At 52.0% G+C, this 13,716-nt stretch carries 10 protein-coding genes; 6 read left to right on the top strand and 4 right to left on the bottom strand.

All coding sequences use genetic code 11. The features are described from left to right. Positions 1-64: 64 nt before the first annotated feature. The 3 genes from AC07OI_RS11870 to AC07OI_RS11860 form a co-directional block, all read right to left on the bottom strand. Positions 65-550: a MarR family winged helix-turn-helix transcriptional regulator gene (locus AC07OI_RS11870; protein ID WP_495257365.1), complete on the bottom strand. Its 486-nt coding sequence runs from the start codon at positions 548-550 to the stop codon at positions 65-67. 293 nt (positions 551-843) lie between these two features. Continuing rightward, positions 844-1,434 (bottom strand): hypothetical protein, encoded by a 591-nt coding sequence (locus AC07OI_RS11865; RefSeq protein WP_495257364.1) that lies wholly within the window; start codon positions 1,432-1,434, stop codon positions 844-846. A gap of 35 nt (positions 1,435-1,469) precedes the next feature. Further along, positions 1,470-2,030, bottom strand: a complete 561-nt coding sequence (locus AC07OI_RS11860; RefSeq protein ID WP_495257363.1) for a hypothetical protein — start codon at positions 2,028-2,030, stop codon at positions 1,470-1,472. A 532-nt stretch (positions 2,031-2,562) separates the two neighbouring features. Between AC07OI_RS11860 and AC07OI_RS11855 the strand changes: the two genes are divergently transcribed. The 5 genes from AC07OI_RS11855 to AC07OI_RS11835 all read left to right on the top strand — a co-directional run bounded on the left by AC07OI_RS11855 (position 2,563) and on the right by AC07OI_RS11835 (position 10,416). Then, positions 2,563-4,131, top strand: coding sequence for a sensor domain-containing diguanylate cyclase (locus AC07OI_RS11855; protein ID WP_492701989.1), 1,569 nt, complete (start codon positions 2,563-2,565; stop codon positions 4,129-4,131). A gap of 69 nt (positions 4,132-4,200) precedes the next feature. Beyond that, entirely contained in the window at positions 4,201-4,602 is a 402-nt protein-coding gene (locus tag AC07OI_RS11850; RefSeq protein WP_492701991.1) for a hypothetical protein, read from the top strand. A 173-nt stretch (positions 4,603-4,775) separates the two neighbouring features. Continuing rightward, a complete protein-coding gene (locus tag AC07OI_RS11845; protein WP_495257362.1) occupies positions 4,776-5,978 on the top strand; it encodes a TolC family protein in 1,203 nt (400 codons plus the stop codon). Positions 5,979-5,980: 2 nt separating this feature from the next. After that, positions 5,981-7,288: an efflux RND transporter periplasmic adaptor subunit gene (locus AC07OI_RS11840; RefSeq protein WP_495257361.1), complete on the top strand. Its 1,308-nt coding sequence runs from the start codon at positions 5,981-5,983 to the stop codon at positions 7,286-7,288. Then, positions 7,285-10,416: an efflux RND transporter permease subunit gene (locus AC07OI_RS11835; protein WP_492701997.1), complete on the top strand. Its 3,132-nt coding sequence runs from the start codon at positions 7,285-7,287 to the stop codon at positions 10,414-10,416. The genes AC07OI_RS11840 and AC07OI_RS11835 overlap by 4 nt, the downstream gene beginning before the upstream one ends. A gap of 55 nt (positions 10,417-10,471) precedes the next feature. Here the strand turns inward: AC07OI_RS11835 and AC07OI_RS11830 are convergent, their stop codons facing one another. Then, positions 10,472-12,442 carry an acid phosphatase gene (locus tag AC07OI_RS11830; protein WP_495257360.1) on the bottom strand — a complete coding sequence of 657 codons (1,971 nt, stop codon included), beginning with the start codon at positions 12,440-12,442 and terminating at the stop codon, positions 10,472-10,474. 203 nt (positions 12,443-12,645) lie between these two features. On the opposite strand from AC07OI_RS11830, the gene AC07OI_RS11825 reads away from it, so the two are divergent. Next, the gene (locus tag AC07OI_RS11825; RefSeq protein ID WP_495257359.1) at positions 12,646-13,713 is read left to right on the top strand and encodes an endo-1,4-beta-xylanase; all 1,068 of its coding nucleotides are present in this window, start codon (positions 12,646-12,648) and stop codon (positions 13,711-13,713) included. Positions 13,714-13,716 lie beyond the last annotated feature (3 nt).

Below are 13,716 nucleotides of genomic sequence, written 5' to 3'. Positions count from 1 at the left end.
ATGTCAAAAAACGATGTCAAAAATTAATGACTAAAATTGGCGGATGAATTAATTGCCCAAGCAACTAATTATTCTTTGCCATCCATGCTTCAAGGGTAGATCTGTTGGCCAGCAATTTGCGCAAGAGATACTTGAGAAAATTGATTTCCTCAGACGCAAAACCTGTAAAACCCACATCCAGCACTTCTGAATACACGGCTGGCAATTGCGCCGCCAGGGCCTTGCCACTGGCGGTAAGGGCCAGCTTGAACAGGCGTTTGTCGTTGTCATCCACGATGCGCTGTACATAGCCCTTGGCTTCCAGCTTGTCGAGCGTGCGTTTCATAGCAGCAGAATCGATAAACAGCTCGCGCGCAAGATCAGCTGCCGTATGGCAAGTGCCCATGGACAGCATCATGAACACACTCCCTTGAGCGTGAGTGATATCAAGGCGGCGCAGCGACTCATCAATCGCCCGGGACAGCATGGTGCGGGAACGGGCCAGCAGATAGCCGACGCTTTCTTCAACCTGATGGGCAAAAAACTCTGAATTTTGATTTTCGTGGTTCATGGCAGCAACAATATTCATTGACTAGTCAATAGTTTATACCAGTTTAAAAAATTTTGCAGGAGGACCAAAGATTCACACCCATGGAAGCAAAGTGGGGATAAATAAAATGAATTTACAATGATATTTATTCAAGCATTTAATTCTTGTAACAGTCCAAATGCCCGCAAACTACTTGCCTGGCCAAGAAGTGACACTGGAAGGAGGGAGATATACTTGTCAGGCAGGGCCAGTTGGAGCACAGGTCCTGCCTGCTGACTTTCTGAAAGTCAGTGGAGGCGGAGATGTGGGAAGAATTACTTTTTCAGTTCAGGTGCATCTGTCAATGCTTGCTGTAATTTCAATAACATATCTTCAGTCGCACGTCGTCCAGTCAGATTGAAATCTTTCTTGAACTCATCAAACTCGGCCGCTCCTTTACCATAGACTGTGGTTTCGAATATCAGCTTGCCTTGGGTATCAGTCACTTTGCAATTCAACTCGGCCTGAAACTTGGTTGGTGGCCAGGTCAACATACTGGGCGAAGAAGAATCCGTTGTTAAAGTAGGTGTGATAATCAAAGTCACATTGTTCTTTGCGACAGTATCGGCCTCAGTACCGGATTTTAATCTGGTGACCTTAGTAAAGACATTGCTCAAGACCCGGTAAAAACCAGTTTCGATATCGCGATATGGCTGATAACGGACTTTATCGCCACCACCGCCATCTGTAGTCACTTCTTTGCTAAGTTGTTCAGCAGTGATGACATATGCAACGCTTTTATTGATTTGCTGTCCCTGTACTGGTGGACCTAGTTTTTCCATGCTTGGAGAAACTACGTAAGGATGGGCGCAAGCACTGAGTATGACAGCGGCAAATGCGATGAAAATGAGTTTAGGAAAGCGCATGGGTATTTATTTAGTTGGTTTGGGAATTGAAAAATTTATTTGATTGCTTCTGAAAAAGCCTTGTCTTCATACAAAAGGCCAAGCAACTTTTGCACGGCAACAGTGTATTCCTGGACTGCCTTAGGAATCGCTACAGCACCGGCAAAAGACGACGGGAATTCCTTTCTGACAAATTTGACTTTGTCATAGGTAGTAACCCCATTACGCTTGACAACAAAACGCGCCTCTACTGTCACGTATCCCACGCTGAAACCTGCAGCCTCAATATCATTCTTCAACAAGATGCCCGATACTTCCAGATTGCCACCTTGGGTATAACGGTTTGCCAGCGTCAGTTCCTGCTGTATAGCCGCAGCCACATAGCCACCATAAGAATTATTGTAAGGTGAACTCATGGAAGAGCCGCGAATGGAAAGCGGATAAATATTCCCCGCACCAAGCGTAGAATCAAACTGCCCCACACTGACTTTGGAATCCCCTAGGTTTTTCAAGTTTTGTACATTTTCCATAGAGGCCAAATATGGCGGTGCCATCATGGAGCAGCCTGCGCTCAACGCAGCAACGCCCAAGCTCAGGGCTAATTTCTTTACATACATGTTTATTCCTGAATTGATTGCTCAGCTCCAAGCTCGCCGTTAGCAATAGCCAAGCGATAGACGGAACTCAAGCCGATAGATGAAAGAAATTTTAAAAATTTAAAGCATTGGCACGATACCTGATTGCTAAACATCAATCAACAACCCTCCGCTTCTGTTATTAAGCCAGAACAAATATTGCTCGATTTTTTATACCAACTGGTCTATCGAAGCATGGACTAGCGTTCGGGCGTATCCAGATTCAAGAAACCTGCCAAAACTGTATCAACCAAATAATGTTTGCAAATGCTCAGGGTTGCGCATCTGTTGCTGCAGCACTGCCGCATTGACATGCTTGCCATCAAGTATTTTCATGCAATTTGATGGGTATTGTCCGATGGCACCAAACCAAGTATTTCTCCAGATTTCCAAGAAAATCATATCTAATTGCCAATGCGTTCTATAATCATTACATATTTAGCATTTTCTCAACGATGAGACGCTTTCCTGCTAGTAATAATACGCATTGACAAATAATGGAGGGCTACATTTCATGACGACCATGACAGCCTTGAATACCGACCTCCCAGAACCTGCACAAAAAAAATTTCCGATTACCGCCCTGGCAATCGGTTTTGTCGTTCTGGTCTGCATGTCCCTGATCCTGGTACAAGCCTGGGTCACCTGGCGTGCCCGCGAAGTGCAATTGGCGGAAACCGAAAGGGCAACTTCCAATCTGGCGCGTTCTGTAGGCCAGCATGCTTACGATACGATCAAAGGTGCCGACACTGTCCTGGTTGGCCTGGTCGAACGGCTGGAAGTAGATGGCACGGGAGAATCAGCTCTCGCGCGTTTCCATGCCCTGGCGGTAAAGCGCGTCGAAGAATTACCACAGTTACACGGCATTTTTGTCTACGATCAAAGTGGTAACTGGGTTGTCAACTCTCAACCTGCTCTCAAGAAAAATGCAAACAATTCTGACCGGGAATATTTTATCTATCATCACGACCACGCTGACCGCGGTGTCCACATAGGTCCGCCTATCAAAAGCAAATCTACTGGTGAATGGATCATTACCGTTTCCCGCCGTTTTAATAAAAGTGACGGCAGTTTTGCTGGCGTGGTACTGGCTACCATACAGATGACTTATTTCAAGAAATTTTACGAGCAGTTTGATATAGGTGAGACCGGTGCAATTTTCGTTGCACTGAGTAATGGCACGGTGCTGTTGAGGCGACCTTTCGAAGAGAAATCCCTGGGCAGGGATATTTCGCAACTACCGCTATTTCGCGACTACCTCCCCGCCGCCAAAGTAGCCACCAAGACCTTTACCTCCGGCCAGGATGGCATCACACGCATCAACAGCTACCGGCAACTGGACAGCTATCCGCTGGTGGTTTCAGCTGCATTATCCAGGGATGAAGTGCTGGAAGAATGGAAATCGAATGCCATTATTCATGCGATTGGCGTGGCATGTCTGGTGTTTGGTCTGGCCATTATAGGATCGCGCCTGATCAGGCAAATAGCGCTGCGCGTGCAGGCAGAAGATGAATTGCAAAAAGCCCGCAGCTCGCTGGAACAATTAAACCGGACACTGGAAAAACTGGCCATGCAGGATGGCCTGACCGGGCTTGCCAACCGGCGTCAGTTTGACATTGCCTTAAAAGATGAATTCAGCCGCGCCATGCGCAATGCCAGTTCACTGGCACTGATCATGATTGATGTCGATTGCTTCAAACAATATAACGATATCTACGGCCACGCCGCCGGTGATGAATGCCTGCGCGCCATCAGCAAAGTCGTCGCTGCTGGCAAGCACAGGCCAGGAGATTTGAGTGCACGTTATGGCGGCGAAGAAATGGCTATCTTATTACCCGGTACCGATGTAGCCGGTGCCATGAAAGTCGCTGAAAACATACGTCAGGCAATTTACCAGCTGGAACTGAAACACTCAGGCAATGCCACCGGCGTGGTCACCGTCAGCGCTGGCATTGATGCCTTTGTGCCCGTCAGGGAAAACAATCTGCCTCTGCAACTGATAGAAGCTGCCGACAAGGCACTGTATTACGCCAAATCCCAGGGGCGCAATTGTATTCGTGTTGGAAATGGACATTTGGCCTGAATCAAACACCGGGAATGAACTTGCGTTTATAATTATTCCGGTAATTTATAAAGGAAGTTCTGCACTTTCATGAAAATGTCCCGTCCATCCCGTGTTCTTGCGGTGTTTGTCATGCTGTGGAGCCTGCTGTTCATGCAGCTGGCCGTAGCAGCTTACGCCTGTCCGGGAATGGCCACGTCCAGTGCCGCCGAGGTTTCCATCACTGCCAGCGTGGCGATGCCGGATTGCGCAAGCATGGATCAGGATCAGCCTGCACTTTGTCATACGCATGCAGAAAATCCGTTTGGCAAGCAATCCGCCGATAAACCAGCCTTGCCTGATATACCAGCTTTTGTCAGTGCCAGCCTGCTGCTGATACTGCCTGCTTTTGATACGCTTCAAGCACCTGTTTCTGTATCCTCTATTCCAATCTCACTGGCACGTTCGACTGCGCCACCGCTCGCCATACGCAACTGCTGTTTCCGCATTTAATTTCCTGAACGCCTGATTCATCGTCACCAGCTTTTGCTGGTGTACGTCCTGTTTCTTCGTCTGGAGGTTTTATGTTTTTATTTTCTATATTGCCCCATCACGGGCGCGTATACCCTGCATGTATTTTTCTTGCGGTATGCGCACTGCTACCTCTGGGTATCTCAGCAGCAGAATTGAGTCTGCCACAAGCCCAGCAACTTGCGCTGGCGCGTTCCAGGCAATTGTCTGCCCAGGACCTGGCCATCAGCGCAGCGCACGATATGGCCGTTGCTGCCAGCCAGTTACCCGACCCTGTGCTCAAAGCCGGTATTGACAACCTGCCTGTCAGTGGCCCTGACCGTGGCAGCCTCACGAATGATTTCATGACCATGCGCCGCATAGGTCTGATGCAAGAAATTACCCGCAGCGATAAACGCCAGCTACGTGCCGAACGCTATGAACGTGCGATCGATAAGTTCCAGGCAGAAAAAACGCAGTCCATGCTCGGTATTAAGCGAGACACTGCCATCGCCTGGCTGGATCGTTATTACAGCGAGCAAATGCTGGTGCTGGCCAGCGAACAGCTAAGCCAGGCCAGGCTGGAAATCCAGGCCGCAGAGCTAGCGTATCGGAGTGGTCGCGGCAGCCAGGCAGATTTGCTGGCTGCCCGCAGTGCACTGGCGCTGACGGAAGACCGCAACAGCGACTTGGCAAGACGCGCGCGCAATGCCAGCATCATGCTGGCGCGCTGGACTGGCGAGACCGCCGCTGAGAGTCTGGGTGAATTACCCGCGATGGACAAGGTGGATCTGGATACAAATGCATTGGAATCCACTCTTGAGCACCATCCGCAAATCAGCATCTTGAACAGGCAAATTGAGCTGGCTGATACCGAAGCAAAACTGGCCGAAGCAAACAAGAAGCCGGACTGGAGCATAGAAGTCGCCTACCAGCAACGCGGCCCTGCCTATTCCAACATGATATCGGTTGGCCTGTCGCTGCCATTGCAATGGGACCAAAAGAACCGCCAGCAACGCGAACTTTCTTCACGTCTGGCTATGGCGGACCAGGCCAGGGCAGAACGTGATGAAGCCTTGCGCAGCCATATTGCCGAAGTCAGCAGCTTGCTCAATGAATGGCAAAGCAAACGCAGCCGCGTGAGCCGTTATGACAATGAATTACTGCCCCAGGCCGGGCAAAGGGTACAAGCCATCCTGGCCGCTTATCGCGGCGGCAAATCCAGCCTCAGTGACTTGCTGGCAGCACAACGCAATCAAACCGACATGCATCTGCAAGCCCTGCAACTGCAGGCGGAAACGGCAAGCTTGTGGGCGCAACTACGTTACCTGACGCCATCGAATGAAACAAAAACCACGTCAAGCGCCAACAAGGAATAAGCATGAAAACCAAACACATATTATTTGTTGCCATTACCACCTGCTTACTGGTTGCTGCGGCTTATGGTCTGTATCAACTGGGCAAACATGAAGGTATGCAGCATTCATCATCAGATAAAAATACAGGTCTGCCAGATGCTCGCGCAGTGAAAAAAATCTTGTACTGGCATGATCCCATGGTACCGGGTCAGAAATTCGACAAGCCAGGCAAATCGCCCTTCATGGATATGCAACTGGTGCCAGTGTATGCAGACAATGCTGATACGGCGAGTGAAAATTCCGTCAGCATCAATCCGCGTATACAGCAAAATCTCGGCATACGTATAAGCAGCGTGATACTGGGCAAACTCAACTCAGCAGTGCAGGCAGTTGGCAGTATCGCCTACAATGATCGCGATGTCGCTGTGCTGCAAGCCAGGAGCAATGGCTTTGTTGAAAAACTCTATACGCGCACGCCTCTGGACATGGTGCGCAAGGGTCAGCCGCTGGCAGAACTCTATGTACCAGACTGGATTGCTGCACAAGAAGAATTTTTGGCAGTGAAAAACATGCAAGGCCAGGCGATCACTGGCTTGCTGGATGCTGCACGTCAACGCATGCGCCTGGCAGGCATGACGGATGAACAGATACGCACAGTAGAAAGCAGTGGCAAGCTGCATGCGCGCATCACGGTCAATGCCCCGCTGAGTGGCGTGATGACAGAATTGTCCGTGCGCGAAGGCATGGCCGTGAGCATGGGCACACCCATGTTCCGCATCAATGGTGTAGATACGATCTGGGTAAATGCCGACATCCCGGAAAGCATGGCGCACAAAGTACAGATAGGCAATTTAACAGAAGCAAGGACAGCATCGCTGCCTGGCATGGTTTTCCGTGGCAAGGTCACCGCTATACTGCCACAAGTGGATAGCAATACACGTACTTTGAAAGTGCGCATGGAACTGGCTAATTCTGCTACCGGTGCTGCTGGCGCACGGCTATTGCCAGGCATGTTTGCCGCCCTGAGTTTTACCGCTACGGCGCATAAAGATACTCTGCTGGTACCCAGTGAGGCTATCATCAGCACAGGCACCCGCAACGTGGTGATCCTGGCGAAGGACGGCGGCAGGTTCATGCCTGTCGATGTGGAGGTAGGTGAGGAAGCCAGTGGTCAGACTGAAATACTTAAAGGCTTGCAAGCCGGGCAAAAAGTTGTAGCCTCCGGCCAGTTCCTCATCGATTCAGAAGCCAGTCTGAAAGCGAGCGTGGCGCGCATGGAAGGTGCCACTTCTGCGGCTTCTGTAACTGCCCCCTCGGGAGTTGAAAATTGATTGCACAACTCATACGCTGGTCCATCATCAACCGTTTCCTGGTCTTGCTGGCCACACTGATGTTAACGGCTTGGGGCATCTGGGCTGTGGTACGAACACCCGTGGATGCCATCCCTGACCTGTCGGATGTGCAAGTCATCATACGAACAAGTCTGCCGGGCCAGGCACCGCAGATTGTGGAAAACCAGGTCACTTATCCACTGACGACGACCATGCTTTCGGTACCTGGTGCCAAGACCGTGCGCGGTTATTCTTTTTTTGGTGATTCCTTTGTCTATGTCTTGTTTGAAGATGGCACGGATTTGTACTGGGCGCGTTCACGCGTGCTGGAATACCTGAACCAGGTACAGGCCAGGTTACCGGCACAGGCAAAAACTTCACTGGGTCCGGACGCTACAGGGGTAGGCTGGGTCTACGAATATGCACTGGTTGACCGCAGCGGCAGAATGGACTTATCACAACTGCGTGCCTACCAGGACTGGTTCCTGAAATTTGAATTGAAATCGCTGCCGAATGTGTCAGAAGTTGCCAGCATAGGTGGCATGGTGCGCCAGTACCAGATCCAGCTGTCCCCGGATAAAATGCGCGCCTATAACATCACGCATGGCAAGATCATCGAAGCCGTGCAAAAAGCCAATCAGGAAAGCGGCGGCTCCGTACTGGAACTGGGTGAAGCCGAATACATGGTGCGTGCCTCTGGCTATTTGAAGAACCTCGACGATTTTCGCAAAATACCGCTGACGACGACAGGTGCCGGTGTGGTCGTCAGCCTGGGCGATGTAGCGCGCATACAGGTGGGGCCAGAAATGCGGCGCGGCATTGCAGAGCTAAATGGTGAAGGTGAAGTCGCTGGTGGTGTGGTCGTCATGCGCTCGGGTAAAAATGCCCTGGCCACCATAGCCGCCGTCAAAGACAAGCTGCATCAACTCAAGCCTGGCCTGCCACCTGGCGTGGAAATTATTCCCGTGTATGACCGCTCTGGCCTGATCACGCGGGCAGTGGAGAATCTACAGCATAAACTGCTAGAAGAATTCATCGTGGTAGCCGTGGTCTGTGTCGCATTTTTATTTCATCTGCGTTCAGCCCTGGTGGCGATAGTATCGCTGCCTCTGGGCATACTCGCAGCTTATATCATCATGCATTACCAGGGAGTGAATGCCAATATCATGTCCCTGGGTGGCATTGCCATTGCGATTGGCGCCATGGTCGATGCTGCAGTCGTCATGATAGAAAATGCACACAAACATATCGAAGCCTGGCAACATGCGCACCCGCATGACAAACTGGCGGGTGAACAGCATTGGCAAGTCATTGCAGAAGCCGCCGCAGAAGTGGGGCCAGCGCTGTTTTTTTCTTTACTGATCATAGTCTTGTCCTTCATTCCGGTATTCACGCTGGAAGCGCAGGAAGGCCGCCTGTTTGCGCCGCTAGCCCTGACCAAGACTTATGCCATGGCAGCGGCGGCAGGTCTGGCAGTGACCCTGATTCCTGTGCTAATGGGCTACCTGATACGTGGCAAGATACCATCTGAACACAAGAACCCCTTGAATCGCTTGTTGATTGCGTTATACCGTCCCTTGCTGGAAAAGGTTTTGCAATTCCCCAGGATCACTCTGCTGTTGGCTACATTGATAGCCGTGTTGACAGTCTGGCCGCTGGCACGCCTGGGTGGTGAATTCATGCCGCCTCTGGATGAAGGCGATCTGCTTTACATGCCTACTGCACTGCCTGGCCTGAGTGCAGGCAAGGTGAGCGAGCTCTTGCAACAGACTGACAAACTGATCAAGAGCGTGCCTGAAGTACAGACCGTGTTTGGCAAGGCTGGAAGGGCCGAAAGCGCGACTGATCCGGCACCGCTGGAAATGTTTGAAACTACCATACAGTTCAAACCGCGCGATCAATGGCGCGCAGGCATGACACCGGCAAAGCTGCTGGAAGAACTCGACCGTACCGTCAAGGTACCTGGCCTGTCCAACATCTGGGTACCACCAATACGCAACCGCATCGACATGCTGGCGACCGGTATTAAAAGCCCGGTAGGTATCAAGGTCGCTGGTGCTGACTTGAAGGAAATCGACAAGATCACCAGCGAGATAGAACGCATCGTCAAAAGCGTTCCCGGTGTCAGCTCTGCTCTGGCAGAACGCCTGAACGGTGGCCGGTATATTGATGTGGATATCAACCGCGACCTCGCTGCACGCTATGACTTGAATATCGCCGATGTGCAGAGCATCATCGCGGCAGCCATAGGAGGTGACAATATCGGTGAAACGGTGGAGGGTTTGCAGCGTTTCCCCATCAACCTGCGTTATCCGCGTGAGCTGCGCGACTCTGTAGAAAAACTGCGCCAGCTACCGGTGTTGACTGCAAGAGGTGCGCAGATCAGTCTGGGGGATATTGCCAGCATACGCATCAATGATGGCCCGCCCATGCTGAAAAGCGAAAATGCCAGATTATCCGGCTGGGTGTATGTCGATATCCGCGATCGCGATCTCAGTTCGACTGTGCGCGAGATGCAGCAACGGGTCAGCAAAGAAGTTCGCTTGCCTGCGACTTACTCCCTGTCCTGGTCGGGCCAGTTTGAATACCTGGAACGCGCCACCGCCAAACTCAGGATCGTCGTACCAGCCACACTGCTGATTATTTTTGTATTGCTGTACCTGACCTTCAAGCGCCTGGACGAAGCTGCGCTGATCATGGCTACCCTGCCCTTTGCGCTCGCGGGTGGTGTCTGGCTATTATGGCTGCTGGAGCATCAATTATCAGTCGCCAGCGGGGTTGGTTTCATCGCCCTGGCAGGTGTCTCGGCAGAATTTGGTGTCATCATGTTGCTCTACCTGAAGCAGGCCTGGAACCAGCGTCTGATGCAAGGTCAAAACAGCGAACAGGATTTGCTCGGTGCCATACGCGAAGGCGCAGTGTTGCGCGTGCGCCCCAAGGCTATGACAGTGGCTGTCATCATCGCCGGACTGGTACCCATCATGCTGGGCAGTGGCACAGGTTCAGAAATCATGCAGCGCATTGCCGCCCCCATGGTGGGTGGCATGATCACTGCGCCGTTACTGTCGATGTTTGTAGTACCTGCGGTGTACCTGCTGATGCGCAGGCGCAGCTTGAAACAAGAATAAGATGGATACCAGGACACGCCACCTTGCGGTGGCGTGTCAATATTGTAGACCAGAATCACGCTGTCAATTTCAATTGCAGACTGTTCGTAGTATAAGTTGGCGTTGCAGTAAATCCGTCAACCGTGATGCTGCTAAATTTACCTTTCAGGCTGCCAGCATTGATGACGGTGAGAGTATCGCCAACGCTGGGTTTATAGCCATTCTGGAAGCGTATGCGCAAGCTGCCGCCAGCGATGGTGACTGTGCTGCCAACCTCCATCTGGCTTTGCGCGCTACGCAGGTTAATCTCCAGTGCACCGCTGGCCAACTGTGTGTATTTGCCTGCGATAGCCAGATTGCCTACGGTATTGACGACCACGCTGGCGGCGCTATACACATCGCCATTACCAAAAGCCGTGGCAGAATTGGCTTCAACCGTACCGGCATCGACTTGTGTGCCACCAGTCCAGCTATTACTGCCAGCCAGTTTCAATATCCCGCTACCGAGTTTGCTGAGCTTGCCGTTGCCATTGATATCATTGCGCCAGATATCCATGGCATAGAAACCACCCTTGCTTGCATCCATGTTGACGATGACATTGCCGACAAAACTGCCGTAACCGTCTGCTGCTGCAAACAGGTTCAGCCTGCCCCAGCCCTCGGCATCATCCATGATGGGGTAACCAGATGCCATGACTGTGGTTTTCAGGACCACGCGTCTTTGCGCGTCGCTCAAATAGGGCAAGCGGGTTTCCAGCAAGACTTCTGCGCCTTTCGGTACGACTGCCGCCACATTGGTGGCAGCGATGGGGGCAAAACCATAGGTCATGCGGCGCAGGTAATTGGCCTTATTGCTGACATAGTCAGCAAAGCGGTCTGTGCTTGCAGTGGCAGAATGGGCATAGGCATTGAAGCTGTCTGCCGTGGTATTGGTTTGCGTGATCAGGGTGGCGCGGGCCTGTGCATAAGCTGCAGTTTTCTTCGATGCATTGGCGGCGTCATACAAATTGGCAGCAGCCACGGCTTGCGCCTGTATGCGGCCACTCATGACATCCAGTGGTGAATGCATGCCTGCCATGATGCGGTTCTCACCCAACTCCAGGCCACGGCTCAGCAACTCCTGGAAACGCTCGGGCACCAGATAAGCCATGGCAATGACATCGCGGGTCGCTTCTGCCGAATGACCGCTGGTGAAGCCGCCATCGGTTGCCGGTGTCGTGCTCTTGGCTGGTGCCAGCGATGGGGCGACGATGACCTGGTTACTCCAGCGGTAAGGGCGCGCATACTTATAAAAGCGCTTGGCTGGTTCGGTCGAGCCATTATTGCCTATCAGCGACACCAGATCGACGGCATTGCCAAAGTTGGCATTGGCCGTGCCACCTACGCCTATATTATTACCACTGTCATTGTATAAAACCGTGCCTGCATCTGCGGGTATGGCAGTGATGCTGGTAGTTTGCTGGGCTGCACTGCGCCATGCAGCTGTCAATGGACCCAGGCCATCGGTCACGCTATAACCTTTGCCACGGCGATCATCAAGGTAAGCAGCCAGTTCCTGCCCGGGCGTGCGTTTGCTGGTGAGGCTGGCAACGTAACTGATGTTGGCATCATGCACAGGGCGATTCAGGATAGCGCCATCTGGCGTGCCGTCATTTGGCACACCTGTCCATTTGGACGTGACCACTGCCGGGAAATTATCTACCGCAGGCGCAGTCACACCGGCATCCACGAGCAGGGTCAGCGGCTGCCAGATCGCCAGAAAGCCGGACAGCACGCGCACACCGGCATTGGTTTCCAGCGTCGCATATCTGGCGTCCCCTCGCTGGTTGCTGGCGACAGTATCGACAAAGGCTGGCACACCGGCAGGCACGGGTGCACTGTCAACCACGCCAGGATCTGCAGGTGGTGCTGGTATCACCAACGGGCCTTCAATAACGACAGTATCTGTCGACACGGTGTTCGAGCCGCCACCGCAAGCCATCAGGCCAAGTGCGGTGCTGATCATCAGGGCCAGGGACAGGCGTTTCAAGCAGTGAGTAGAATTCATGATGCAGGTCTGGTGTGAAGTGGAAAAGTCCGGCGATCATAAGGTATGCACATGACTGTTGTATGACAACCGATCACAAAACTAATTAAGTTTGTCAAAACGACCTATCACGCTCACCAATAAAGCGCTCTTATTCGCTCTACACTGACATTTTCATGACAATGTTGTAGGATGACTGCCTTGCAAACAGAATACCCAAAACCATGTCTTACCGCTTTACAGCTACCCTGCTCGCTTTGATATTAGGTTTCTGCCAGCTGGAAAGCCGGGCGCAATCTGCAACGCCCGTTCCCGCATTGAAAGACAGTGCCAAATTCCCCATCGGGGTCGCATTGAATGTGGGGAATGAGCTTGGTGATATGGCCGACATCAAGGAAAGTGCCGCACTGATCAATGCGCAGTTCAACAGCATCGTCGCAGAAAACGGCATGAAAATGCGCTTCCTGCATCCCGCCTTTGATACCTACGATTTTGCAGCCGCCGATGCGCTGGCAGATTATGCGCGCGGGCATGGCATGATCTTGCATGGCCATACCCTGATCTGGCACCATGACTATCAGTTGCCAGCCTGGATGAAAAACTATCAGGGTGACTGGCAGGCAATGTTGCGTGACCATATACAGCAAATCTGCAGGCATTTTGCAGGCAAGGTGAAGAGCTGGGATGTCGTCAATGAAGCGATAGATAACAAGCATCCCAAACAATACCGTGCCACGCTCTTTCTTGAAAAGCTGGGCCCGGCCTACATAGAACAGGCCTTCATCGCCGCCCATGAAGCCGACCCTGCAGCAGTGCTGTACTACAACGACTTTAACATGGAGAGCAAAGCCGACAAATTGCAGTTCATGCTGGATATGGTGGATGATTTTCAGCGCCGTCATATTCCCCTGCACGGCATAGGTTTTCAGATGCATGTCAGTGTTGATAGCCCGGATATCGCACAGATCAAAAGTGCGCTGCAGGCAGTGGCTGCACGTGGTCTGCAGGTGCGCATTTCAGAGCTGGATGTCAGCCTGAATCAGAAACAAAAGGCAGCGAACCTGGATCCGGCTCTGGCGCAACTGCAAAAAGCCAGATACCAGGAAATTGTCAGTGCCTATCTGCAAAGCGTACCGCCTGCCCAGCGCGGTGGCATCACTTTCTGGGGTTTGCTGGACAAGGATTCGTGGCTGGTAGAAAGCAAACCCTACCCCGACTGGCCCCTGCTGTTTGACGATAAAGGACAGGCAAAGCCAGCATTCTGGGGAGTGCTGGAAGGTTTGAAGGAATAAGAA

Source organism: Undibacterium sp. GW821-FHT07F11, assembly GCF_059418665.1.
This window is presented reverse-complemented; position numbering and strand designations above follow the sequence as displayed.